The sequence below is a fragment of the Endozoicomonas sp. genome, assembly GCF_031844845.1.
In the GTDB taxonomy this organism is placed as follows: Bacteria; Pseudomonadota; Gammaproteobacteria; order Pseudomonadales; family Endozoicomonadaceae; genus Endozoicomonas.
This window is the reverse complement of record NZ_JAVRMB020000313.1, coordinates 1-23192: the sequence shown is the minus strand read 5'-3', so window position 1 is coordinate 23192 and position 23192 is coordinate 1. Positions and strand designations below refer to the sequence as shown.

Below are 23192 nucleotides of genomic sequence, written 5' to 3'. Positions count from 1 at the left end.
GGGATATTTCGTTATTCATTGGGATAAAACAATGCCCTGTCTATACTCCTTCTTTTTTGACTGATATAAAAAAACCATGAAAGAGACTAAAAAAAGCTTAAATGAAAAACTATACGACGATATAAAAGCAATTATTCTTCCACTTGATTTGTCAGGGAATGATATTCTAAGGTCGTATTACGCAGACACCATAGGGAAATATATTAATAACGATAAAAAAGAAAAAGACTTCCTTGAGCGATATAAACCATCAAAGCTAGTGAAACTACAAAGTCCTGATAAACTGATCTCGATACTTTTATATATACAACATAAATTTGCCATCAGTCTGGATGGTATAACCCCACAGGATCAAGAGGCGGCCTTTGAGTTTGATACTGAACTTTGCAGCAGAGTGGCTACCCAGCCCATAGAGGATCATCATGGTTGCGATCAGGCCGCCTTATCGAGCATCTACACTCTCTTTGACACCCAACGCCAACTATGTCGGCACTACAAGCTGTCGTGTCTAAAATATAAAATCCTATCTGATCATTACCTCAATACAGTTGTCAGGCCGTTTACCAGCAAATGGCATCTTCTCATCAAGTCAGAAAACTATGACCGACAAGTATTCCGGTCAGAGCTGAATGAGCTTCAGGTTCAGTCCCGTGAATTTTCTTCCAAACTGAAAAGTACTTTTTCGTTGGTTCCTGACTCTGGACCAAGTGCATAGAAAAACAAAAGTTAAGGCGCTCCTCCCCCTACATGAACGCTTCTTTCGCTGCGTAGCGCTATCTTTCTTCTATTTCACTTTCAGATTATGTTCCCAGATCATAAGAGCCCAGATGACAGGATGAACTTATGTCAAATTTCTGTAAAGTTCTACAGTCGCATCAGAAATTGTACAAAACTCCGCAAAAGCTGGTTGTAATAAATATACATCGTTTATAGGATAAAACTTCGGTAAGTAGTTTTCTTAAGCGAATTACGGATCTTATCCACATGGAAGTAGGTTGTGAACCCGGCAACTCCCGCAAACTAAAACAAGTAATGAAAGCGGTCAATAGGATGGACAAGCAACTGGAAAGCCTGGAAGAAGAAGAGGATCGTCTTATGGCACTGGTAATGCTGTGGCGAAAACATAATGTGAAAGGCAAAAAACAATGAACCATCCGGAGATGGCCAACCGTCTGTATCAGGCCATGGAACTGGCAGCGATTGGCAGTATCCCCAAGCTCAGCCGTAGAACCGGCATTGACCGGGGGTATCTTTATCGCCTGGCCAATGGTGAGATCAGAACCCCTCACAAATATCTGGATACCCTTTCGGAGGCCATGGGGGTTAACCCCCTCTGGCTGGGTACCGGAAGTGGTGGGCCTTACGACCATGAAAGGCCCCAGTCGGTGCAGGGCAGCTTTTGCAGAACAGTGACCATCGTGCCCACTGAGGGAGAGATTTACGATATTGATGTAGCGGTGCCAAATATTTTTACCAGCCAGCGACATGTACCCACATCACCGGATCTGTACCGGTACTTTTACATTCCGGAAATGAATGAATACTTTCCCGGCTATACCCTGCTGACCGTGGAAAAAGAGCCGCGCCCGGGGCCGGGACTGTTTGCCGCGTGGATTAACAGGGATGGTCGTAAACGGCTGGTCAGTTTTCTCACTTACTATCAGGGCATGGACTGCATCGTCGCCAAAGACCCGGATATGGAGGTGATTGGCCGGGTTCGGAATATGGATTACTGGAAGATAGACCAGGCAGAGGAGGCAATCAGGAAGTAAGGGCTGGGAAGCCACTTTCCATTCAAAAGAGTCTAACAAAAAGGCTGATAAATATAATGAATTTAGTCGATTACGATCCGGTAAAAGATGAAGTGGTGGTCACCAAGGCCGGATTAACCACGTCCAGAAAGCTTAAGACATTTATTGAATCTGGCCAGGTGGACGAGTTGTCCAAAAAAGACCAGGCAAGACTGTTCCAGATGCTTAAAGATCATCCTTATGTCGTCACCGATAAGTGCACCTTCGGTTCTTCTTACTCCTTCTCACTTAACACCCAAAAAAAGGTATTGAGGCTGCTTCGGTTATCCTATATGGCGGTAGTTATATTGTGCCCGCTGGTGTTTCTCGGAAAGCTGGAGGTTTTGGGGATAATGCTGACAGGGGGGTACGCTGTTTTTTCCTTTGTCATTTATTTTTTTGGATTCAATCTCAGAACTGTATGGCCAGCGCAGGGCCAGGCAATTAGTCGCGGATGTTTCATGTCTTCTGGTGATTGTTGGTTCGCTGGGATATGCCTGGGCAAAGCTGATGCACCTAGAACTTGTCATCAGTGAACTGGCCGGCCATTTTATCGTTCTGGGCTTCTCCTTGTTTATCACCGATATGATCAACATCTGGATTTTCCAAAACATACGGAGAATGATGAAAAACCGGTTGTTCTTCATTCGCTGCGCCATCTCCTCGGTCATTGCCGTGGTGGTATTTTCGGCGATTGTTTCCTTTGCCGGTTACGGTGAGTTCTGGGCTGATGCCATGTTAATGGCTCTGGTGGTTGACACCACGCTGGCAAAGTTGCGGTTAGTGATGGTCTATCTGCCCATCGGGGTGGCCATTGTTTATGGCACCCGGTGGTGGCGTCGTGAGTATGTGAAGTAGGTGGGCGTTAAACTGTTCTGGTTTGGATAACTTGGTCACAGGCATTGAGCCCGGGACAGAACGGGAGAAGATAAAGCCAGCTGACCATGATAAGGTGAAAACCTGAGTGTGATCACCCAAGCGGCAAAGTGGGGCCAATAACAACCGCAGTCAGAGCTGGGAGCGTTCCTTTAAAGAAAAACCTTAGCCCCGGTGATCTGATCGATTTGCCTCCGTAAGAGGCCACCTGAAGGAATACGAACCAACCGCAATCAACCCACCGACCCGCAGCAAAAAAACTTCTCAGTCATAGCCATTAAGGCCATAGTGCTATGCCACGATGACCAACCAATCCCCCATCACTGGCTGCAAAATATCAAGAATGAAATCTTCGACCCTGATGTGACAGGTATCGAGCATTACCCAGCGGAAAGCAGGCAGGCTGACAAGGCGAATATTGATTGGTTGTGGGTTGTTGCCAGAGGGGGAGAGCTTGCCGGTGGAGGTGTGCGCTAATACCACCTGCCGTAGAGCCCGAGCAGATATTACAAATTACACGGACAAATTACACAGCCAGGTTACACAGCCTTTTTCTTGCGTCTGAGATTACACATAAATTACACAGCACGATTTAAAAGGCAAAAAAAATGACCTACATTACTGTAAGTCATTGATTTAAAATGGAGCTCTTAACCGGAGTCGAACCGGTGACCTCATCCTTACCAAGGATGCGCTCTACCAACTGAGCTATAAGAGCACTGGATACGATTTGGAGCGGGTAGCGGGAATCGAACCCGCATCATCAGCTTGGAAGGCTGAGGTTCTACCGTTGAACCATACCCGCACAAAAGACCACCTGTGCCAGACCTCTTATTCAAAGAAGCCAACACCAACCAAGCATTAGCAGAACAGCTTTTCAGTTCAAACTCAATACAAGGAAAAAATAATCTGGTGGTGGGGGCTGGATTCGAACCAGCGAAGCTTTCGCGTCAGATTTACAGTCTGATCCCTTTGGCCACTCGGGAACCCCACCAGATGCTGCACCATTCTATTCAGGAAGTTTTCTTTGTCAACCCAACCTTTTTCTTTCGGATGATTCTGTCTTTCAAATCACCTTTAATGTTCCGGTCCGGCTAACTGTCTCCCTGAGCAGCGATGCGTATACTAGAGAAACTCCCTGCCCGTTGCAATGCTTTTAAACCTCTTTTTCTCACAAGTTTCTCACAAGCTTTTCTGACACGCCATTTTTAACCTTTTCAGCCCAGGAAACTGATCCGCAGTTTCATCCCAGAACGAAGAACTCAGCCTGCCTTCTACAGCAGCATCCATCTCAAGCCACCATTGCTCGGGAATCCTCGGCAGAGACTTTATCGCAACACCATAACCCGCATTCGTTAAACGACGACTCACTACTTTGGCAGATTCACTCCGGGAAAAAAGACCCAGCGATATACCATTGGCCAACTCACCTTGAGTAATCACAAAACTATCAATTCTTTGCGCCTGCAACTCCCTTAATAAACGGATCGCCGCATCGCGACTGGGTAAAGGTGGTATATGAACCCAGTAATCCTGTTGCTGACTATTGTCATCCGCTTTTTCCTGACTGCTAACCCCCACCGCAAACAAACGTTGCTGCAGCTCATCCACCTCAACCACATTGGCAAAAGGCCCCACAACGAGGCATTGATTGACCTGCCGGCGCCCTGCCTGAGCCGATGAATTCCTGAAAGCTTTCATGCCGGCCGTAGCACCGGAAGAAGATGAATCTGCCCTACCGGTCTCTGAGATCAAAACCAGTCGTTCACCGGATGCTTCATAAGCATCACTTTCTTCAGGCAGCCAGTACCCTTCCCTGGACTCATGATAAGAGCCCCAGGCAAAGTAACCGAGATTGGCAAACACAAGAAAAATAACCGTCCAGCGCATTCTTTTATTCCAGAGCTATCTCAGCTCAAGCGTCCTCAAAGGCAAGTGCCAGTCCATTCATCACCAACTCAGGATAATAAAAGCACTCACCATGGATATAGGGCTTAAGCAAAGCGCCGTCACCTCCCGTTAAATATACGACACGATCTTTATAAGATGCTTTATGAGAAGTTTTATGAATAGCCTGCTGTGTATTCACCATTGCTGCGACCATGGCCAGAATACCGTTATTAATACAGTCGATACTGTTTTTGCCTGGCATCACATCAGAAGCTGCCGTTTCAACCATGGGCAATTGAGCCGTATTGGCATGCAACATTCTCTTCATCAACCCAACACCCGGCACAATATACCCGCCGGAATGTTCACCATCATTGCTTAATACATCAAGGGTAATCGCCGTACCACAACTGACCACGAGCTTATCAGCCCGCTGATCCTGATGATTGGCAGCCAGCATGGCCAACCAGCGATCAACCCCTAAACCGGGATAAGCAACACGAACACCCCGCCATTCTGATTTCACCTCAGCCTGAAGCAAGGGAATATTGAAATGGCGATCAATCTCAGCATTGAGTAACTCAAAACGCTCATTACCTGAAACAATGGATGCTCTTGCGCAGTCTATCTGCCCAATCTGCCCCATTAGCAGGGGAAGCTCCTGATGCCAGTCATCACTGTTAGCAAGATAGCCATGGGAAACAATGCCATCGGTATCTGACACTCGCCATTTTAATCGACTATTACCTGCATCCAGTTCCAGAATTCTCATTTTTCCGCGCTCTTTTTAGCTAATGGCTTTCCCGGGCTGCCAGCCTTCAATGAAACTTCACCGCCATTGAAAACCATCATACCCTCACCCGTCTTCAATAACAGTCCACCCCGGACATTAACCCCGGAGGCTACACCAGAAACACGATTCCCCGATGCATCCAGAACAACATTCTGACCAGCAAAAGCGTCGTATTGCTCCCACTGTTTCTTAAAGTGACTAAAGCCATGCTGGCTGAAAGCATCCAGTGTTCGGCACAATTCATTAATCAGTGCGCTTGCTACCCGGTTACGACTCACTGTCACACCACAAACGCGCTGAATATCCACTGCGGGCTGATTAATATCATTTATTTGCTCCTGACTCAGGGCAATATTGACACCAATACCAATAATAACCTCACAGTCTCCGGTAGGATCACCATGAACTTCCAGCAAAATACCACTGAGTTTCTGAAAGTCCGCTGAAGACTGCCAGAGCACATCATTAGGCCACTTTAGCTTCAAATTGTCCGCGCCGCAGGATTTCAGCGCTTTAACGACACTAAGGCCCACAGCAAGACTCAGGCCTTCAAGTGAAGCCATGCCGGCACTGTAAAACCATCGGGCCGACATGCTGATAGTAGAACCAAATGGATTATTCCACGACCTCCCCCGGCGACCACGGCCACTGGTCTGATATTCTGCCAGACATACTCCCTTGATTGCCGGACTGGCAACATGGATATCCCTTACCAAATCATTGGTTGAAGCTGTTTTCAGACAGGTTTGAATAACCACAGCCTCTCTAACGGCCTGATCCAGACCATCCAGAATCTTTTGCTGATCCAACAGCTCCACTCCCGGATGCAGCCTATAGCCTTTTCCTTTCACTGAATCCAATTGCAGGCCAAGTTCTTCAAGCATTTTCAGTTTTTTCCACACAGCTGCACGACTAATGCCTAAGGCGCTGCCCAACGCTTCACCCGAGTGAAAACTGCCATCAGCAAGCAACTTTAATACTTTTTCCATTTATAACGAGCCCAAAAGCCTTGTCAGGGGGATACAACCCGGTTAATCAGCGGAAGTAACCAGAAAATGAAAGCCTGGCCGCATCTTTGAGTACGTCCGGTATAGATAATATATCCTGTAGTCCGGAATACCCAACTTAACGGCCGGGTTTCTTTATAGATTCCTTTATTGACTCTACCTATACTGCAAACCCTCCAAATATTGAAAACAACCGATGGATCAGGGAAGCAGCAGATGAGCATTTTCAAATCCCACATCACCCGGATGAGTGCCTACACCCCTCCTCTGGAAGGCAGGGACCCTCATAAACATCTGCTACTGGACTTCAATGAAAGAACATTACCCGTCAGCCATCATGTTAAGCAGGCGTTGATAAACTTTATCAATGATGATCGACTGCAAATGTACCCCTCCTATGGTGATCTGACCCGAAAGATCGCCAATTACGTGGGTGTCAGTGAATCAGAGGTCATGATTACCAATGGCTCTGATCAGGGCATCGACATTATTATTCGTGCCGTCTGCACTGAAGACGATGAGATCATCATCCCCTGCCCCACTTTCGCGATGTACCGTCAGTGCGCCAATATTGAGAAACTAAAAATAATAGAGCCTGCCTATAGACAAGATGAAGGCTTCCCGGTCAATGAAGTATTGAATTCAATCACGCCCGAAACCCGGCTGATTGTGATAGCCAACCCGAACAATCCGAGTGGTACAAAAATCAGTTGTGAAGATATTCTTACTATTGCCAGAGCCGCACCTGATACTGCACTGCTGGTTGACGAGTGTTACTTTGAATACTCGCAGACAACTGTCGCCGACAGGGTGATGGACTACCCGAATATCCTGATTACACGAACCTTCTCAAAAACCTGGGGTTTACCATCAATACGACTGGGTTATGTCATTAGCCACCCCGATAACATCAAAGCACTGCTGAATATTCGCGGCCCTTATGATGTGAATCAGTTTGCAGCTGTCGCTATTGATGCAGCTTTGGACCATCCAGAGTATACCCAGCGATACGTTAAAGAAGTTATGGAGGAATCCAAACTACTGCTGGAACAGTTCCTTGACCAGCAGGAAATCCCCTACTGGCCCAGCGCAGCCAATTTTATCTGGGCATTTCCTGACAACCCGGATGCTATTGAGCAGCACTTGCGTAACCACAACATTCTTATCCGCCCCAAAGTCGACCAGAGTGGGCGCAAGGGGCTGAGAATAACCTTGGGAGATATCACTCAGACCCGGCATCTGATAGACAGGATTCAGGAGGCGCTTTCACAGCAAACATCGTGAGCCATTGCCATCAAACGAACGCTACCCGCCGCCCGCTTCCCGCTACCCGAAAAAGCCAGAGCCGCTTGTGCTTTTTCGGGTAGCGGGCTTTTACAAGTTTCAGTAAAATGTGGATCTTATTTCAGGACAATTCCTTAGAATGCTTTCAGGAGTAATCTCCATCCAACTCTTTAAGCAACTTACCCATAAAATCCCTGAGATAATCAGAATTTTTTTCCGCCATCTTTCGCCCGGCATTGGTCTGCATGGTTTCAGATAATCTCAGCAGCTTTAATTGAAAATGATCCAGGGCATACTGACGATCATCAAGCTCACGACGTTCAGCCAATGGATCTTCAGAGTCAAACATCTTTTGTCGTAAGATACCGGATGTGTAAAAAACTCTGGCCAGACCAATGGCTCCAAGTGCCTCCATTCGGTCCGCATCCTGAACCACTTTTGCTTCAATCGTCTCAGGCGTAATACCTGCAGAATAACTATGACTTGAAACCCCATGACATACGTTATCAATAAGCTCACGGGGAAAGTCCATTTCTTCAAGGCAGCCCCGGGTCTTTACTGCAGCCAGAGAGGAGGCCTGTGACCGTTGTGGATGATCTTTAGGCAAGACAACAATATCGTGAAAATAGCAGGCAGCCAAAACCACCAGCTGATTTACCGAAACCGGCTCCTGCTCCATGATCTGCTGTGCAGTCTTCCAGACACGCTGAAAATGAGAGAAGTCATGAGAAGCATCATCGCTTTCATGATCAATGGATTTCAGATAAGAGATAATTTGCTGTTCCCAGCGATTCAGTGTTTCTGTGCAGGAATTGCTCATGAGGTCAGATAAAAAAGCTAGTGAATGGATAATAAAAACAAGCTTTGAAGCTAATTATCTGAATTGTACTGCTATTGAAACGATTTTTCAGGTGGTAGCGGATTTTTCATACGTATTGGCATTATGGCCAAGCCTGAAGAAATTTCCGATCAGAATGGCTATGACAATAAGGTAAAGAGAGGAGAGGGGTTTCCAATTACACAGAAAGCGCAAAGACTGGGCGCTAAAAAAAGCACACTATCGTCAGGCAGGCGATTGAATCCGATACCTCGCTACGGTACAGGTACTCCAGCCCTCAAAACGGTCAAGTGTCATTCCCAACTCCTGCATGACACCCTGGGCAAATTCATTGTCAGGCATTGTATAAGAGATAATTTCTTCCATGCCCAGCTGGTTAAAGCCAAACTGGGTAACCGCCTCAATGGCTTCAAGCACCAGACCTCTGCCACGATATTCTGGTAAAAAACGCCAGCTCATCTCAATGTGTTTACCATAAGGAGAAAAGCCACAGTAACCTATCAACTGATGGTTCTCTTTGAACACCACCGCCCAGCGGGACCATCCCCACTTGTCGAGTTCAGCCTGATACCGCCATAGCTCTGTTTCTGCCAGACTGCCTGGTTCTGTCGCCATGACATCTGAACAATTTGAAGGGACCTCCCCCAGCAAGACAGAGTATGCATCTGCATCCTGCAGCTGCCAGGTACGAAGTATCAGGCGAGGCGTATCAGAAACAATCAACACGGGAAATAGTCTCCAGCAAAACATATAGGTCGCCAGCTTGGACAGTTAGAATGTCCATAAAGTTCTCTCTACAACAGATAATCTGAATAATATAAAAGCTGATTCACTGATATTTCTATTGAGCATGAGCCCTTTTCGTCATCGCTAAAAAACAGGAATTACAAAAGAGATCAACTGCTCAAAACCTGAATTCAGACCATCTAAAATTGATAAACCTAATAAGAGTGCGTTTAAAAACAACCGCCTCCAATGGATAAAGTTTTATATCAAAGGCCATAAAAATCCAACTTACAGATATTAGTGTGCTTTATCTGTCAAAAGTTCCCTGAAAAAAGAGCCAAACGCTTTGTAAAGAACACATCCTGGCCCTATCACCCCGTCCCCCTCTGCAGTTATTTACATCAGACTTGAAAGAGAATATCGGGGGGGTCAGACTCTGCCTCTTAAATAAGGACTGCCAACATCAAATTATGGCCCCAACGGGACAATTTTATTCGAATTTATCCCAGTATGGCTGTAAGAACAATATCGTTTGATGTGGTAAAAATCGGTGGTATTACAAATACCAGAAACCTGATAAAACTCATTTAAAAATCCTGAAACGACGAGCCGATCGAAAATTTCACACGAATGCCATGATGCATATCCTCCCTTATGTTAAAAAGAGTGTTAAAAAGGGTGTTAAAAAGGGTGTTAAAAAGAGTGTGGAGAGCAAAGAGAGAAACCAGCTGCTTAAACTTTTTTAACAGAAAAATCGGATACAAAAGGAAAAAAGATGTCAATCTGGAAAAGGCCCTATGACCCCAATGCCGCAGTGTTCAAGGGGAATATGTGTGACCATGTAGGTATTGAAATTACTGAAGTGGGCGATGATTTTCTCCGTGGCACCATGCCAGTAGACCATCGCACTATCCAACCCATGGGACTTTTACATGGCGGCGCATCCGTAGTGCTCGCTGAAACCCTGGGCAGCATTGCAGCTAACCTTTGTTGCGAGGATGGAGCTTACTGTGTTGGTTTGGAAATTAATGCCAACCACCTCCGCTCTGCGACTTCTGGCAAGGTCACCGGCACAACCCGACCCATCCATATTGGCCGGAGCACTCAGGTCTGGGAAATCAAAATAGAGGATGAGCAAGGCAGGCCTACCTGTATTTCCCGCATTACCATGGCCACCAAAAAGATGTGAAGCTGGAAGCCAGTATATGGTTTCGAATACACTGAATATGACGAACAATGGCGGCATCACGATCTTCATCGGTTTCTGCATTCACGTAGGTAATGTAGTCCACCAACGACACCCTGGAGTCGATGATCAGGTGCTTGCCTTCCGGCAGGTGGATAATGAAGTCTGGTCGTTTGTTCTGCCCGTCCTCATCCCTGGAATCAGGTTCACGCTCGTATTCCTGCCCCTTGATCAGACCGCGACTGTCCAGAATGGTTTCAACCTGCATTTCACCCCAGTTACCCGTTTGCTTGACGTGTTACCTCCGGGATTGATGGTTAGACTCAGTATCCCGGTAGTGAATTATTTTTTGTAGATGGGTTTTGCCTGACGCTTACCTTACACCCTTCAATCGAGCCTCACATTTAGCCTTTTCCTGTCTATCTAATTCAGCTACTGATATACCCTTCAATCGAGCCTCGGCAATAAAAGCTTGCCTATATATGTATTCAACATCAGGATCTGGTCGCGCTATCTTGCACGCATGTATTACATCCTTATTACGCTTTTCATTCAGCTCTTCCAACGTGCCAACATCTTGGTATAAAGGGGCAGGTTTAGCACGAACCTTTCGGTCATGAATAGAGTTTTTAATAGCATTGCAAATATATTTAATACAATCCCATATTTTTCCAGGAATGAAAGTCACAACATTATAAATAATCTTAACCAATCGACCAAAAAAACTTGCTCTTTTAGTTTTCGGATTTTAACCCTGACCTGATTCTTGTACGCCCGTAAAATTAGTACCATTATTTTTGAATTGTTGTGTTTCGGTTGTGATCATGATGTCTCTCCTTTAAACAGTTGTTTATTTGTGACCGTTTATACAAACAACAGATAGTTAAAGAGTTCCTTCAAGCATCCTTGTCTGTGGTAATAAGTCCCTGACCATATTGCTTTGACCATTTAAATACTAAAAAGCTTCAACCCTTGGCATCAATAGGTTAACGCTTATTCTTACGGTAGACATTAAGCATCTCATTAATTTAAGGGCTAAGTAGGTGATAGTTTGCTAACGAATATTTTGAACACTAGCCAAGGAATAAGTTCCAATTTTTTTATAGCTAAGGCAAAAGAGGAAGATGGTATTTCCGATTTTTCCGGTGAAAAATATTGAAAATCAAACAATTGGTCACCTTTCAAGAAGTGGCCATCATGCTTATACACATTGCTATTACTGGGAATAATCGGTTTATCAAACAAAGCTAACCATACGTACAGTCAATTTATACGAAAGCAAACTTCCACCTGCTTACTGTTTGAACCACAACAGGTATCAACCAACCGCAAGCGCCACTCAGCAGGTGCTAAAAGAAAGCTGGGTGCAGTGTACCATCAGTAAGAATTCCTTAATGTCTACCCTAAGAACGCTTATTATTGAGGTTACTGTCGAAAACATTCGATTACTAATGGTCAGGTATAATATAGACAACGCTCTATTAAATGAATAACAACAGCGTCAACATAGCTAACAACTCAACAGAATCATTAGGTTAAGGTGGCTCTTAAGGCGTAGTTTCTGAATAACTTCCGTATTTCCAAGACTCCAAACCCCGCTCGCCCTCTAGCTCTGAAGCTTGTCTAAGAACGTAAACTCCCGGCCCATGATAGATCGTGCCAAAAACCCTTCGCCAGTTCATCCTGAACGCCCTTCGACTTCGCTCAGGATGAACGGACGAAGGGGGGCTCAGGGTGAACGGATAGCGAGTTCTAAATCGGGAAATTATTAAGGGACTTCGCAATCACTACTGCCTGGCAGGTTAATTTAAAAACAACCCGATCGAATCCTGCAGGCGCTCATCATCACACCGGGTACCCTGACTGTCGAATTTAAAAAAACAACTTCCCCTTGACTGTCTATAGTTATTGCCTGACTTGTCGCGTAAATAGATTCAGTTATGAATATATCTAATATTGTTTTATGCCATTTATTAACAGTACCTTTTCTTGTTCAGGCGCAAAATCTGGATGAACCGCAAATGCCGGTATTCAGTGATGATGGTTGCAGCACTGCAGAACCCGATCCAGTCATTGCCTCTTCAGGAGCCTATTCAGTCTTTGTAGAAGCCAGAAACCTTTCAGGTATCACCGTAATGTTCGAGTCTTATTACGATAGCTGGCAACTATTGCCGGGAACATCTGAACTGGATAACTCACACACCTGTTATGATTATTGTGATGGTACCAGCTACAAGTTTTATGATCTGTCAGGCCAGCTTTTATGTGAGGGTAAAACACTTGGGTATTCAAAAAATCAACCTTGCCATTCTATCGTTTTCAACGGTAAACAATGCTCGGTAAATGTCTGCACTCGAATACTGTATGCAGAATAGCTGCATTACTTAGGGAAGTGGCATTGTAAAAAGTGCCAGCCCTCCGTCGTTCCCGCGAAGGAGGCTGTCGAAAAAAGTCTTAAATGCCGATTTATACCACTGTCGTCCTTCCCGCAAAGGCGGGAATCCACCGTGGGCAGTGGCTCCTCGCCTTCGTGGGGATGACGATGGTGTATTTTTAATTGCAGCTTCCCTTATACAGAATTAAAACTATCGCACTCCACCTGAACCTGGCCTTGTCGGTGACGTTTCATAGCGTTCAAAGCGACCACTATTTCCATGAATTCTGCCAATCTCGGTATATACCGTTTCAGTGCCATCTGAGGACATCCCCTCAAGTTTCATAATGCCAATGTCCATCATGGCACGATCGTTGGTGTCGGTCTGAAAAGCAATATCCCCGCTGACACCAGAAAACTGTACCCTCCGGAAGTAAGGCATCAGCACCTTGCCATCAATATGCGGCTCACCTTTGTCTTTCGCCGCCTTCAAACCATTAGCAATCACCATAACGCTGTCTTAAGAAAGTGCCGCATAAATGAATGCCTTGCTATGAAGTTCGGGCGTCACACCCATATATTCAGAAAATGAACGACGAAAGCCGGATAATTCCGGAGTGTCTGGTAATCGGGCGATGGGAGCCATGTATCCCTGCGCATGCCTGACCACCGCAGGCGACTCATCAGCAGAGAACATTTCTCCGGCCAGCATCATACGATTCGATCGGTTCAGGCCCAACTCCCCCAACGCCTTGAAAGTTGTGACAGTATCAGGTGTCGGCATAACGATCAGTACTGCATCCACATTATCAGCCAGTTTTTCAATCAGCAATTTCTGAACGTTGGATACCGATGTATTTCGCGGATAACCAATAGCCGCCTCCAACGTCATGCCATACTCTTCTGCCCGAGACTGTATGGACGCTTTGGCACCCAACCCCCAATCATCGGTGGTATAAAGTAATGCGACTTTTTGTTTACCGTAATGTACTGCGATATCAATCAGATAGGTGTCATACCGACTGCCAGGAGTCACTGTACGCAAAAACCAGGGAAATAAACGGTTGTTGCTGAGATTATCAGAGTTAGCGCCATAGGAAATGACCGGTGTTTGGTAGTCATTGGCGATGGTAGCAATGCGGGTGGCTGGACTGGAGCAGTCTGCACCCACCATCGCCAGCAGTTTACGTTGGAACAGGGGCGGGGCAAGCCTGTCAACATTGTCGGGCCAGCAATGATAATCCACGATATTGGCATTTTTAAACGCCAGCTTATCAGCCACCCAGCATGCCGGAGTCATTGACATCCCTGACGGCCATTCTGGCTGCCTGAAGCGCATATTCTCCCCAGTCAGCGGGTCGCCCATCATGGTAGACACGGGTAAACATACCACCAATGTCCCAGGTTTCGCCGGCGACTAAGGACGTTGATATGAACAGCGACAACAACAGGCATAATGACCTGCTGGTAACCAATTGCTGTATGAGTTTTAAACGTATTCGTAAGCTTGTCGTAGAAAACACAATTATAAAGCCCCTTTCTCTCAATACTTCAGACAGCTTTTGCCTGTTAAGAAAACGCATTAAGATTACTGATTGATTTTCAATATTTGCTATTTATTTCAATCGTTATAATAAAAACATTGAAAATTAATAAGCCAGAAAAATTATCCGAAATATTATTTTACCTAATATTTTTTTATCCAACATTCATCGTCACAGAAAAAACCCTGAGAAGTTCAAACTAAGAGATGATGCCAGCTTTTTATTATTGATTATAAGAGGTGTTCTTTTTACCGGGCAACAATAAGTACTGACAATAGGGTTAGTATTGCTAACATTCTATTTAACACGCCTTTCATTTCCCACTCAGATCATTATTATAAAATGATGAATAATAAATAAAGCTGCATTCGTATAAAAAGCCAAATAAAGGAGATTGGCGAAATGTCTTTATCATCATTTTTATTGGGAATCAGAAGGAAACCATTAACCCATCATTTTTTTCAAAAAACGCTTACCTCTGGAATCTTCAGTATATTGTTGCTGACAGGTTGGTCCGGCATTGCTGAATCTGCACATTACCATGATGATGTCGAAGCCTATGCACCCTGGAAACAGGGCCGGGAGATTGGTGAGCTACAGATGGCGGTCACCACCACCAGCGAGGCTGCCCGACAACATTTTTTGACGGGAATGAAGTTATTACATACCTATGAGTTTTCCGAGGCGACCTGGAGTTTTCGCGAAGCACAGAGCATCGATCCGGGTTTTGCCATGGCGTATTGGGGTGAAATCATTGCCAGCCAGATTTTCATCTGGTACGCCCGAGATCAGGATCAGGGACGGATCGCCCTGAAACGACTGGATCAACACACCAACTTCGAACAGCTGACGGAATTGGAAAAAGGGTATATCGATGCCACCAGAGCGTTGCTGGCGGGCGACGGTGTCCACCGCCCCCCCTATGAAAAAGGCTCTGATGAATGGATCTTCAGAAACAAGATGGCGACATTATACCAGCGATTCCCTGATAACCCGGATCTTAAGGTTTTCTATGGTTACAGCATTCTTGGCACACGACGGGGAACGTTTGATTTTGACACTAACCAGCAGGCGATTACCCTTTTTCAACAGGTGTTGCAGACACAGCCCAACCATCCGGGTGCGCTGCACTACCTGTTGCATGCCACAGAAAATCCTGTTCAATCCTATATGGGCGAGCAGGCAGCAAAAATCATAGCCCGTGTCACTTCGGGTTCGATTCACACCCTGCACATGCCATCTCATTACTATATGACCAAAGGTGATTGGCAGCAGGTCATTGATGTCAATTGCTACGCCTGGCAGGCATCCCTGCGTCGGGCAGATGAGTTGGGTCTGAATGAGGACTCGCTGGAATATCATGGTTTTGGCTGGATAATCTATGCCCTTCTGCAACAGGGGAAAACCGAAGAGGCACTGAAAGAAATTAATATCCTGTATAGTCTGTATGATCGGAAACCTACGGCATCAAAACAAAAATACCTGTTATTTGCCAGCGCCGGTTTCCTGATAGATTCACCGACTGACAGTACGGGCAGGAAGGTCGTCCGGAACACGTCTATTTCCCATGACGGCAAGATCTCCAGTGCACTGGCTGCCAACCTGTTTGCCAACGCTTATGATGGCTGGCAAATCGATGATGCTGACAGGGTACAGAAAGCGCTGACAGACTACAGAAAACTGATGACTCAGGATATTACCACGCAGTCGCCACCCGATAGGGACGCCATCCTTATTATGCATAAACTCACAGAAGGCATTTCCCAGCTCAATGAAGAAAATTACCGGTCAGCGGAAGCCTGGTTTAAACAGGCCAGCACCATGGAGGATAATATGGTGCATGAGCACGGTATTCCGTTGGTCGTAAAACCAGCGAATGAACTTTATGGGGATTTTCTGTTAGCTCGACACCGGGCCGGTGAAGCTCAGTTTTATTATCAACGGGCGCTGACGCTTCAGCCAAACAGAAAGGCATCTCTCGAGGGAATGGAAAGTGCCTGGAAGGCGATTAACAACGAGTGACTGCTCCCCGCCCTATCGGACCCGAGAGCCTAAAGGCGAGGGTTTACGACTGACTTGCTAAAGGAGAGAATTTACGACTGTTTTGCTAAATCCCCCGATTTTTACAGTAATTCAGAACTTCACAGGCAATTCAGGCTCAGTTCAGGTTAAGTGTTGGTATACGTCCCAAAGCCAGTAACGCCGCGAGATTCTCGAAATTACTGAGTCCCTCGGTACAGCAAGCTTTCAGCGACTTGTGGAAAAACACCAACACTTAACCTGAACTGAACCGGCAATTCAATTGTCTAACTATTTTTCAACCGCTATTAATATTGAAAATATTATGCAATGCATTCCTCGTAATATAGTCGCAACCGCTTTCCTGCTGCAACCAGACAGGGCAACCGCTTTCCTGCTGCAACCAGACAGGAAAAGGAAAAAAAAAGCTCAAGAATTATTTTTACTTCAAACCTATAACAACAAATATTCTCAATATTTTATTGGTATGAAGGTTGAAATCATGAAGGAGGTTTACCCCAGTTTCACCACAAATAAAACCTGCTTTCTGAACTACAAGAATGATAATATAAAATTTTACACCCTGAAGATTAGTATAGATTCATTGTATTCATATCCCGCTGAATCTGATTTAACAGAATTGCCTGTTGTTCTTAAAGAATCACCTTCTGATATTGAAAAACCAGCTTCTGATTTTAATCCTGACGACTTTTTCAACGGCAACTGACACCTGATTTTCATTAGTTGTTGGTTAATCATCTGCCTCTATGCCATTAACGATCATTACATAGAGGCATTATGAGTCACTGGACAGCCCATGCCAAACCCCATAGACTCTTGCCCGTTGTTGGTTGGGGTGTTCTGCCTTCTCGAAACCAAGAGACGGAACTGAGAAGCAGAACTGAGAAAAACCCATAGAACCTGAACCAGATAATGCTGGCGTAGGAAACCAACGGGCCTTCCTTTGTGAAAGCGCTGCCTTTAGCTGATAAAAGGGCTGATAAAAATCGGCATGTACTAAAAACAGTACAATAGCCCATTATTCGACGCTCTTTTGAACAGGAAGCTGAAACCAGCCCAAGACCCGGATTGCTTTTCCCGCCAGCTCGGATGATGTACCCAATGGAGCGTTCCGAGCTTATGCCTTCTACACCAATTGCTTTAACCATTGCCGGTTCTGACAGTGGCGGCGGAGCCGGAATTCAGGCAGACCTGAAAACCTTCTCGGCCCTGGGCGTCTACGGCTGCAGTGTTATTACCGCACTGACTGCGCAGAACACACTGGGTGTACAAGGTATCTTTGATGTCACACCGGCTTTTGTACGACAACAGCTGGACTCTGTATTTTCAGACCTGAATATATTGGCCGCCAAGGTGGGCATGCTAAGCCAGCCAGAGGTGATTGAAACCGTTGCCCGGGCAGTCAGTGACTACCCGTTAAAAAATCTGGTTGTTGATCCCGTTATGGTTGCCACCAGTGGTGATGTTCTCCTTCAGAAAGCCGCCATTGATATCCTGCGCAGAAAACTGATTCCCAAAGCAACGCTGATTACTCCAAACCTGCCAGAGGCCGCTGTTCTGCTGGACTGCTCACCACCTGAATCTCTGGAAGCCATGATTGCCATGGTAGACCCGTTAATGGAGTTGGGAGCCAGTGCCGTATTACTGAAAGGTGGTCACCTCTCCTCAGGCAATGGCAAGGCGGTTGATCTTTTCCATGACGGTAAGGCACTCCATAAGCTTGAATCCCCCTGGGTCAAGACCCGCAATACTCACGGTACTGGATGTACTCTGTCGTCTGCTGTTACTGCATACCTGGCAAGGGATTATTCCCTGATGGACGCGGTAAAATCAGCCAAGGAGTATATTGCCGGTGCCATTGCCCATGCTGACAATATCTCTATATCCAAAAACAGGAATGATGGACACGGGCCGGTTCATCATTTTTACCGCACCTGGTAGAAGACCGCTGCCCGCTACCCGCGTCCCGTTGCCCGCAAAAGCACAAGCGGTAACGGCTTTTACGGGAAGCGATTTTTACCTCGTTCCCACGCTCTGCGTGGGAATGCATACGGAACTTGCCGCATGCCACAGAGTTTTCTGATAGCCGTAGCCTGAAGCGTCATGCAAAGCGAGAGAACGCGGAGTCACTCTGCCTGGGCGTGTCTTCACACTGGCTGTTTCGTTTGTGGCGGGTACGGTATGCATTCCCACGCAGAGCGTGGGAACGAGTTCATTGCAGCTTCCCTAACGGCTTTTTCGGGCATCGGGAAACGGGAAACGGGAAACGATTTTTATGTTTGATGTGATCATTCGGGATGCCAGCTTGAGATTCAAAAACCACTGCGTTTTTGAAAACCTCAATCTGATCCTGAAAGGTGGAAAATGGACCTGCCTCCTGGGCGGTAGTGGTGTCGGCAAAACCTGCCTGTTGCGTTTGATTGCAGGCCTTCCTGCGGGTGAAACCACTGGCGAGATACTCTGTCAGGATGGTTTTCCGGTGAGTCATCGTATTGCCTGGATGGCGCAGCAGGATCTTTTACTCCCCTGGTTTTCGGTACTCGAAAATATCACATTAGGTCAGCGGTTGCGCCGCAGCTTTACCGACATAGTAAAGCGTCACCCTTTGATACCGCCTGAAGTTGAAGACCAGGCCATGTCCATTCTGGAAAAGGTGGGTCTGACCGAGAAAGCCCGTGTTCTGCCACAACATCTTTCCGGTGGTCAGCGTCAACGGGCAGCACTGGCCCGAACCCTGATGGAAAACCGGCCACTGGTGTTAATGGATGAACCCTTTGGGGCTTTGGATGCCATTACCCGGCTCAACCTTCAGGATCTTGCCTGCGAACTGCTGGAAAACCGAACCGTACTGCTGATTACCCATGACCCACTGGAGGCACTTCGTCTTGGTCATGATGTTTATCATCTGCGGGGATACCCTGCCCGGCTGACCGATGCCATTACCCCTCCCGGAAAGACACCACGATCACTGGAAGACAATGGAATTATGATGTTACAGGGAAAGCTTCTGGATCGTTTACGTCACGAGTCGTTTGATGAAAAACCGGTAAAAGGAGAGCAATAAAAAATGAAAGACGCCATCAAACCTTTCATCGTTTTTCTTGGCCTTTTGATCCTGTGGCATACCCTGGTGATTGTCTTTGATATGCCGGATTATATCCTTCCCGGTCCGGGGGCGGTGGCACAAAGTATGGTTGAGAATGCCAGCCTGCTGTGGGAACACACGCTGGTTACGCTCAGCGAAATGCTGATGGGGCTATTCCTCGGGGTGCTTATGGGCATCATTCTGGCGCTGATTCTGGTTTATTTTACAGCACTAAGACCATGGCTGTTGCCGCCACTGCTCATTACCCAGGCAATTCCGGTATTTGCCCTCGCGCCGATACTGATGCTCTGGTTTGGTTACGGCATGACCTCCAAAGTGGTGATGACCATTCTGGTGATTTTCTTCCCGGTGGTAACCTGCTGCTACGACGGATTACGCCATACCCACCAAGGCTGGCTGGACATGGCACAAACCATGGGTGGAAACCGGTTCGCCATTCTCCGAAACATTCGCTGGCCAGCGGCATTGCCTGCCCTTGCTTCAGGGCTGCGGGTTGCGGTTGTCGTTGCACCCATTGGCGCAGTCGTTGGTGAATGGGTTGGTTCCAGTGCCGGACTTGGCTATCTCATGCTTCAGGCGAACGCACGACTCTGGGTTGACCAGATGTTCGCGGCACTCACTGTACTGGCATTCTGCTCCGTCACCCTTTACTACACCACTGACCGCCTGCTGCGCAGACTCATTCCGTGGCAACCGGAAACTTCTCAGGAATAAATAATGAAAAAAACGATAAGACAGGTCTTCTTTTGGGCGATGACATTGATGCTGTCCATTAACCTGCATGCCAGTGCAAACAATCAGCCTTCCAGCACTCAGCCAGAAAAAGAACCCAAAGAACTGACCCTGATGCTGGAGTGGTTTGTTAACCCGGACCACGGCCCCATCATCATTGCTCAGGAGAAAGGTTACTTCAAAGACCAGGGACTCACGATTGATATCCAGGAGCCTGCGGACCCGAATCTTCCCCCAAAACTGGTGGCTGCCGGAAAAGTAGATCTTGCTGTCTACTACCAGCCCAGCCTGATTCACGGTGTGGCCAATGGCCTTCCCCTGGCCTGGGCAGGCACCCTGGTGGCAACACCGCTGGATGGCCTGATTGTGCTGGATGAAAGCCCCATCAAATCCCTCAAGGATATGAAAGGCAAAACCATCGGACTGAATATTGGCGGTATAGAGAATGCCATTCTGGACACGCTGTTCGAGCCCTATGGATTCAGTGCCAAAGATGTAAAGCTGGTCAATGTTGGTTGGAATCTGTCGTCTTCTCTAATGAGTGGCCGGGTGGATGCCATTATGGGTGCCTATCGGAATTTCGAACTGAATCAGCTTGAAATTGAAGGGCGTAAAGGCCGCATGTTCTATTTCGAAGAACACAATATCCCGCCTTATGATGAACTGATTTTTATTGCCAACCGTGAAAAGAATGATAAAGAAGCTATCCGTCGTTTTCTCCGGGCCATTGAGCTTGGTACACAATTTATTGTGAATAACCCAGAGAAATCCTGGGAAATCTTCAGGGATTACAGTCCGAAGCAACTGGATAATGAACTGAACCGTCGCGCCTGGTTCGACACCATTTCCCGCTTTGATCTGAGACCTGCTGCTAAGGATGCTGGCCGTTATCAGGCATTTGCTGACTATCTGCAGGAGAGAGGTGAGCTGAAGAAAAAAGTTGATGCCAGTAATTTTATGCTAAGCCTTTGAGGTGTTATATCATCTGTAAGCTAGCTGCCTGTAAACGGCTTAAGCCGTTTAATCAATAGTTCTGAAAGAAACGGTTCCGTAACCGGTACCGTTTCTTTTCAATAAGCCATTTTATCGACCTTCAAACTACTCCCCCAGATTTTGTAGTGAATGGTTCAACGATAGCCTGACACTTTTGTTTAGCTTTATCATCAGTAGACTCTTCGATAACGGCCCACAGATCAGCTACAACCCTCATCATTTGTTCTAATTCCTGTTTTTCTTCAGCAGTTTCAGCACTCTGAAGCCTGTCACCCTGATGTGACTGGATTTCCTGCCGGGCATGATCCAGTTCCTGCTCTGTATCTTTGAGTCGTTTTAACTCATTATCCCGTTGGCTCATCTCTACCTGAAGGAAAGAAACCTGTTCACACAGCCCCTGTACTTGCTTATGTGCACAGTCTCTCTCAGAAATCACCCGAATATTTTTTTGCACCTTTTCACCCAGTTCATCGTTAAGCATTTTATTGCGATACTGTAACTGAGATCGTTCATCTGTGAGTTCCTTGGTTTTCTGATAAGCTGCTTCCAAAACATTTTGTTCCACTTCAAGCTGCTGTTTAACAACAGCCAGCTCTTTTTTTAAGTTATTATTTTCCAGCACAGCAGCATCTGTTTCTGAGCAATCCATTTCAAGAACATTAGACCTGTCATCTTTGATAAATTCAGGATCTGATAATAACACACGGTATAATTCCAGATTTAATGACGTAGAAACCTCTGACTCACTCTCAAACATCATTGAGTTGGCCTGATTATTAAAGCGATCAGACCCGGAACATGATTCACCCTCACCTGCAAGAGTTTGAGTTTTTCCGACAAGAGAGTGGTTGAGCTCAAGATTTTCATCAGATAATTTTTTAACTTGTTCGTTTAACGATTGATTTTGTTTTGAGAGCTGTTTCTCTCTTTGCTGTGCTGCAGAGTGTTTCTTTATTTCTTCAGCCAAGTGATCTCGAAGTGACTGGCAGTTCTCCACTATTTGAAGATTGTTTTTTTCTTCAACCTGAATCTTATCATTTAAAGATTCCACTTTGGCTTCTGAGTTTTCAAGAGCAGTCTGAATCTTTTTATTTTCATCATGTTGTTCAATGGCTTGCTTTCTATACCTCTCTCCTTCGAGAAGCTCTTCATTTAGCTTTAAGACCGCCTGATCAAATTGTTGATCTATATTTTGTATTGAATCTATATCTCGCTCAGACATACTTACATCTGGATCGCCCGGCTCTTCACAGCTGACTTTATTCAGATAACCTTCGGTTTTTTCACAAGATTCAGGGACAGTCGTTTTATACCCATTAAAACTAGCAGCACCAGATCCTTTACTCTCAACCCACCTGTTTCCAGCAGCAAATAAATCCCGGCCCCCCATCACATCTGAATTATCAACACGAACACCATCACTGCACATAATTTCCTCCTGCATATCAAAAATGTAATATTTTCTTTAAAACATTCTATCTGACACTTTAATACTTATTCTGTTCCAGAATAATTGAGCCGGGCTCACAGATTATTGTGAATAATCTGAAAGCCTCCTGGAAAATCTTAAGGGACTACATCCCGAAACAACGTGGATAATGAACTGAATCATCGCGTCTGGTTCGACACCATTTCCCGCTTTGATCTGAGACCTGCAGCTAAGGATACGGGCCGTTCTCAGGCATTTTCTGACCACCTTCAGAAGAAGGGTGAGCTAAAGAAAAATTTGATGCCTGTGAGTTTATGCTGAGCCTTTAAAATCCAGTCTCCATGCTCTGCGCGGTGTGGCAAAAGATCCTCAATACTGGTTTATACCACTGCCGTCATTCCCGCGAAGGCGGAAATCCATCGCGAGCAGTGGATCCCCGCCTCCGAGGGTGTCGCAAAAGGTTGACCCTCCGTCTTTCCCGCGCAGGAGGCTGTCGCAAAACCCACCAGGAACCTCGTTCCCACGCTCTGCGTGGGAATGCATAGCCAACCACAGGAATCGTGTCTGTGGTTGGGTCCTGGCGC

27 protein-coding genes, 3 tRNA genes, 1 pseudogene and 1 riboswitch are annotated in these 23192 nt (G+C 46.2%); of the genes and pseudogenes, 15 read left to right on the top strand and 16 right to left on the bottom strand.

The window, feature by feature from the left end:
* The first annotated feature begins 76 nt into the window (after positions 1 to 76).
* From RM811_RS17450 to RM811_RS17430, 5 genes are all read left to right on the top strand, one after another.
* Positions 77 to 715: a hypothetical protein gene (locus RM811_RS17450; protein WP_402526883.1), complete on the top strand. Its 639-nt coding sequence runs from the start codon at positions 77 to 79 to the stop codon at positions 713 to 715.
* 269 nt (positions 716 to 984) lie between these two features.
* Positions 985 to 1149, top strand: coding sequence for a hypothetical protein (locus tag RM811_RS17445; protein WP_402526881.1), 165 nt, complete (start codon positions 985 to 987; stop codon positions 1147 to 1149).
* Positions 1146 to 1772 carry a helix-turn-helix domain-containing protein gene (locus tag RM811_RS17440; RefSeq protein WP_402526880.1) on the top strand — a complete coding sequence of 209 codons (627 nt, stop codon included), beginning with the start codon at positions 1146 to 1148 and terminating at the stop codon, positions 1770 to 1772. The genes RM811_RS17445 and RM811_RS17440 overlap by 4 nt, the downstream gene beginning before the upstream one ends.
* A 56-nt stretch (positions 1773 to 1828) precedes the next feature.
* Entirely contained in the window at positions 1829 to 2326 is a 498-nt protein-coding gene (locus RM811_RS17435; protein WP_402526894.1) for a hypothetical protein, read from the top strand.
* Positions 2208 to 2648 carry a VUT family protein gene (locus RM811_RS17430; RefSeq protein WP_402526891.1) on the top strand — a complete coding sequence of 147 codons (441 nt, stop codon included), beginning with the start codon at positions 2208 to 2210 and terminating at the stop codon, positions 2646 to 2648. The genes RM811_RS17435 and RM811_RS17430 overlap by 119 nt, the downstream gene beginning before the upstream one ends.
* A gap of 309 nt (positions 2649 to 2957) precedes the next feature.
* Here the strand turns inward: RM811_RS17430 and RM811_RS17425 are convergent, their stop codons facing one another.
* The 7 genes from RM811_RS17425 to birA form a co-directional block, all read right to left on the bottom strand.
* Positions 2958 to 3149 carry a hypothetical protein gene (locus RM811_RS17425; protein ID WP_402526878.1) on the bottom strand — a complete coding sequence of 64 codons (192 nt, stop codon included), beginning with the start codon at positions 3147 to 3149 and terminating at the stop codon, positions 2958 to 2960.
* Positions 3150 to 3308: 159 nt separating this feature from the next.
* Positions 3309 to 3384: transfer RNA gene (locus RM811_RS17420), tRNA-Thr, on the bottom strand.
* A gap of 13 nt (positions 3385 to 3397) precedes the next feature.
* Positions 3398 to 3471 (bottom strand) — tRNA-Gly (locus RM811_RS17415).
* 105 nt (positions 3472 to 3576) lie between these two features.
* A tRNA-Tyr gene (locus tag RM811_RS17410) sits at positions 3577 to 3660 on the bottom strand.
* Positions 3661 to 3848: 188 nt separating this feature from the next.
* A complete protein-coding gene (locus RM811_RS17405) occupies positions 3849 to 4556 on the bottom strand; it encodes an SPOR domain-containing protein (RefSeq protein WP_402526876.1) in 708 nt (235 codons plus the stop codon).
* Positions 4557 to 4581: 25 nt separating this feature from the next.
* Complete coding sequence (locus RM811_RS17400) at positions 4582 to 5328, bottom strand: type III pantothenate kinase (RefSeq protein ID WP_402526874.1); 747 nt, start codon at positions 5326 to 5328, stop codon at positions 4582 to 4584.
* Positions 5325 to 6338, bottom strand: a complete 1014-nt coding sequence (birA, locus tag RM811_RS17395; RefSeq protein ID WP_402526873.1) for a bifunctional biotin--[acetyl-CoA-carboxylase] ligase/biotin operon repressor BirA — start codon at positions 6336 to 6338, stop codon at positions 5325 to 5327. The genes RM811_RS17400 and birA overlap by 4 nt, the downstream gene beginning before the upstream one ends.
* A 234-nt stretch (positions 6339 to 6572) precedes the next feature.
* On the opposite strand from birA, the gene RM811_RS17390 reads away from it, so the two are divergent.
* Entirely contained in the window at positions 6573 to 7640 is a 1068-nt protein-coding gene (locus RM811_RS17390) for a pyridoxal phosphate-dependent aminotransferase (RefSeq protein ID WP_402526871.1), read from the top strand.
* Positions 7641 to 7785: 145 nt separating this feature from the next.
* Here the strand turns inward: RM811_RS17390 and RM811_RS17385 are convergent, their stop codons facing one another.
* A complete protein-coding gene (locus RM811_RS17385; RefSeq protein WP_402526870.1) occupies positions 7786 to 8460 on the bottom strand; it encodes a phosphohydrolase in 675 nt (224 codons plus the stop codon).
* Positions 8461 to 8703: 243 nt separating this feature from the next.
* The gene (locus RM811_RS17380; protein WP_402526868.1) at positions 8704 to 9204 is read right to left on the bottom strand and encodes a GNAT family N-acetyltransferase; all 501 of its coding nucleotides are present in this window, start codon (positions 9202 to 9204) and stop codon (positions 8704 to 8706) included.
* Positions 9205 to 9839: 635 nt separating this feature from the next.
* On the opposite strand from RM811_RS17380, the gene RM811_RS17375 reads away from it, so the two are divergent.
* Both RM811_RS17375 and RM811_RS17370 read left to right on the top strand, forming a co-directional pair.
* Positions 9840 to 9950: a hypothetical protein gene (locus tag RM811_RS17375; protein WP_402526867.1), complete on the top strand. Its 111-nt coding sequence runs from the start codon at positions 9840 to 9842 to the stop codon at positions 9948 to 9950.
* Between the two features lie 29 nt (positions 9951 to 9979).
* A complete protein-coding gene (locus tag RM811_RS17370; protein ID WP_402526865.1) occupies positions 9980 to 10393 on the top strand; it encodes a hotdog fold thioesterase in 414 nt (137 codons plus the stop codon).
* Here RM811_RS17370 and rmuC read toward each other — a convergent pair.
* A pseudogene (gene rmuC / locus RM811_RS17365) lies at positions 10368 to 10673 on the bottom strand (DNA recombination protein RmuC); the annotation flags it as partial. The gene RM811_RS17370 and the pseudogene rmuC sit on opposite strands and share 26 nt — an antisense overlap.
* A gap of 90 nt (positions 10674 to 10763) precedes the next feature.
* Complete coding sequence (locus RM811_RS17360; RefSeq protein ID WP_402526864.1) at positions 10764 to 11102, bottom strand: hypothetical protein; 339 nt, start codon at positions 11100 to 11102, stop codon at positions 10764 to 10766.
* Between the two features lie 1228 nt (positions 11103 to 12330).
* Here RM811_RS17360 and RM811_RS17355 point away from each other — a divergent pair.
* Positions 12331 to 12765 carry a hypothetical protein gene (locus tag RM811_RS17355; RefSeq protein WP_402526863.1) on the top strand — a complete coding sequence of 145 codons (435 nt, stop codon included), beginning with the start codon at positions 12331 to 12333 and terminating at the stop codon, positions 12763 to 12765.
* A 210-nt stretch (positions 12766 to 12975) separates the two neighbouring features.
* Here the strand turns inward: RM811_RS17355 and RM811_RS17350 are convergent, their stop codons facing one another.
* Genes RM811_RS17350 through RM811_RS17340 form a run of 3 tightly spaced genes read right to left on the bottom strand, consistent with a single transcriptional unit; the run spans position 12976 to position 14287 of the window.
* Positions 12976 to 13275 (bottom strand): hypothetical protein, encoded by a 300-nt coding sequence (locus tag RM811_RS17350; RefSeq protein WP_402526861.1) that lies wholly within the window; start codon positions 13273 to 13275, stop codon positions 12976 to 12978.
* A 9-nt stretch (positions 13276 to 13284) separates the two neighbouring features.
* Positions 13285 to 14064 (bottom strand): ABC transporter substrate-binding protein, encoded by a 780-nt coding sequence (locus RM811_RS17345; RefSeq protein WP_402526859.1) that lies wholly within the window; start codon positions 14062 to 14064, stop codon positions 13285 to 13287.
* A complete protein-coding gene (locus tag RM811_RS17340; protein WP_402526857.1) occupies positions 14039 to 14287 on the bottom strand; it encodes a hypothetical protein in 249 nt (82 codons plus the stop codon). Before RM811_RS17340 ends, RM811_RS17345 begins: the two co-directional genes overlap by 26 nt.
* 423 nt (positions 14288 to 14710) lie before the next feature.
* On the opposite strand from RM811_RS17340, the gene RM811_RS17335 reads away from it, so the two are divergent.
* The 6 genes from RM811_RS17335 (at position 14711) to RM811_RS17310 (ending at position 21158) form a co-directional block, all read left to right on the top strand.
* Positions 14711 to 16330, top strand: a complete 1620-nt coding sequence (locus tag RM811_RS17335) for a hypothetical protein (protein WP_402526856.1) — start codon at positions 14711 to 14713, stop codon at positions 16328 to 16330.
* Positions 16331 to 16610: 280 nt separating this feature from the next.
* The gene (locus RM811_RS17330) at positions 16611 to 17054 is read left to right on the top strand and encodes a hypothetical protein (protein ID WP_402526855.1); all 444 of its coding nucleotides are present in this window, start codon (positions 16611 to 16613) and stop codon (positions 17052 to 17054) included.
* A gap of 115 nt (positions 17055 to 17169) precedes the next feature.
* Positions 17170 to 17292: riboswitch (TPP riboswitch) on the top strand.
* A gap of 175 nt (positions 17293 to 17467) precedes the next feature.
* The gene (gene thiD, locus RM811_RS17325) at positions 17468 to 18289 is read left to right on the top strand and encodes a bifunctional hydroxymethylpyrimidine kinase/phosphomethylpyrimidine kinase (RefSeq protein ID WP_402526853.1); all 822 of its coding nucleotides are present in this window, start codon (positions 17468 to 17470) and stop codon (positions 18287 to 18289) included.
* Positions 18290 to 18623: 334 nt separating this feature from the next.
* Positions 18624 to 19412: an ABC transporter ATP-binding protein gene (locus RM811_RS17320; RefSeq protein WP_402526852.1), complete on the top strand. Its 789-nt coding sequence runs from the start codon at positions 18624 to 18626 to the stop codon at positions 19410 to 19412.
* Between the two features lie 3 nt (positions 19413 to 19415).
* Positions 19416 to 20168 carry an ABC transporter permease gene (locus tag RM811_RS17315; protein ID WP_402526851.1) on the top strand — a complete coding sequence of 251 codons (753 nt, stop codon included), beginning with the start codon at positions 19416 to 19418 and terminating at the stop codon, positions 20166 to 20168.
* Between the two features lie 3 nt (positions 20169 to 20171).
* Complete coding sequence (locus tag RM811_RS17310; protein WP_402526850.1) at positions 20172 to 21158, top strand: ABC transporter substrate-binding protein; 987 nt, start codon at positions 20172 to 20174, stop codon at positions 21156 to 21158.
* A 121-nt stretch (positions 21159 to 21279) separates the two neighbouring features.
* Here the strand turns inward: RM811_RS17310 and RM811_RS17305 are convergent, their stop codons facing one another.
* The gene (locus tag RM811_RS17305) at positions 21280 to 22608 is read right to left on the bottom strand and encodes a hypothetical protein (RefSeq protein WP_402526849.1); all 1329 of its coding nucleotides are present in this window, start codon (positions 22606 to 22608) and stop codon (positions 21280 to 21282) included.
* A gap of 369 nt (positions 22609 to 22977) precedes the next feature.
* Positions 22978 to 23192, bottom strand: a 215-nt coding sequence (locus RM811_RS17300; protein WP_402526848.1) for a hypothetical protein, incomplete at its 5' end; no start/stop codon positions are given.

Coding starts and splice junctions, on each gene's coding strand:
- birA (WP_402526873.1), bottom strand. CDS start 6,338: ATGGAAAAAGTATTAAAGTTGCTTGCTGATGGCAGTTTTCACTCGGGT.
- RM811_RS17385 (WP_402526870.1), bottom strand. CDS start 8,460: ATGAGCAATTCCTGCACAGAAACACTGAATCGCTGGGAACAGCAAATT.
- RM811_RS17345 (WP_402526859.1), bottom strand. CDS start 14,064: ATGACTCCGGCATGCTGGGTGGCTGATAAGCTGGCGTTTAAAAATGCC.
- RM811_RS17450 (WP_402526883.1), top strand. CDS start 77: ATGAAAGAGACTAAAAAAAGCTTAAATGAAAAACTATACGACGATATA.
- RM811_RS17310 (WP_402526850.1), top strand. CDS start 20,172: ATGAAAAAAACGATAAGACAGGTCTTCTTTTGGGCGATGACATTGATG.
- RM811_RS17315 (WP_402526851.1), top strand. CDS start 19,416: ATGAAAGACGCCATCAAACCTTTCATCGTTTTTCTTGGCCTTTTGATC.
- RM811_RS17320 (WP_402526852.1), top strand. CDS start 18,624: ATGTTTGATGTGATCATTCGGGATGCCAGCTTGAGATTCAAAAACCAC.
- RM811_RS17440 (WP_402526880.1), top strand. CDS start 1,146: ATGAACCATCCGGAGATGGCCAACCGTCTGTATCAGGCCATGGAACTG.
- RM811_RS17400 (WP_402526874.1), bottom strand. CDS start 5,328: ATGAGAATTCTGGAACTGGATGCAGGTAATAGTCGATTAAAATGGCGA.
- RM811_RS17445 (WP_402526881.1), top strand. CDS start 985: ATGGAAGTAGGTTGTGAACCCGGCAACTCCCGCAAACTAAAACAAGTA.
- RM811_RS17390 (WP_402526871.1), top strand. CDS start 6,573: ATGAGCATTTTCAAATCCCACATCACCCGGATGAGTGCCTACACCCCT.
- RM811_RS17335 (WP_402526856.1), top strand. CDS start 14,711: ATGTCTTTATCATCATTTTTATTGGGAATCAGAAGGAAACCATTAACC.
- RM811_RS17435 (WP_402526894.1), top strand. CDS start 1,829: ATGAATTTAGTCGATTACGATCCGGTAAAAGATGAAGTGGTGGTCACC.
- RM811_RS17405 (WP_402526876.1), bottom strand. CDS start 4,556: ATGCGCTGGACGGTTATTTTTCTTGTGTTTGCCAATCTCGGTTACTTT.
- RM811_RS17305 (WP_402526849.1), bottom strand. CDS start 22,608: ATGTGCAGTGATGGTGTTCGTGTTGATAATTCAGATGTGATGGGGGGC.
- RM811_RS17375 (WP_402526867.1), top strand. CDS start 9,840: ATGATGCATATCCTCCCTTATGTTAAAAAGAGTGTTAAAAAGGGTGTT.
- RM811_RS17370 (WP_402526865.1), top strand. CDS start 9,980: ATGTCAATCTGGAAAAGGCCCTATGACCCCAATGCCGCAGTGTTCAAG.
- RM811_RS17355 (WP_402526863.1), top strand. CDS start 12,331: ATGAATATATCTAATATTGTTTTATGCCATTTATTAACAGTACCTTTT.
- RM811_RS17350 (WP_402526861.1), bottom strand. CDS start 13,275: ATGGTGATTGCTAATGGTTTGAAGGCGGCGAAAGACAAAGGTGAGCCG.
- thiD (WP_402526853.1), top strand. CDS start 17,468: ATGCCTTCTACACCAATTGCTTTAACCATTGCCGGTTCTGACAGTGGC.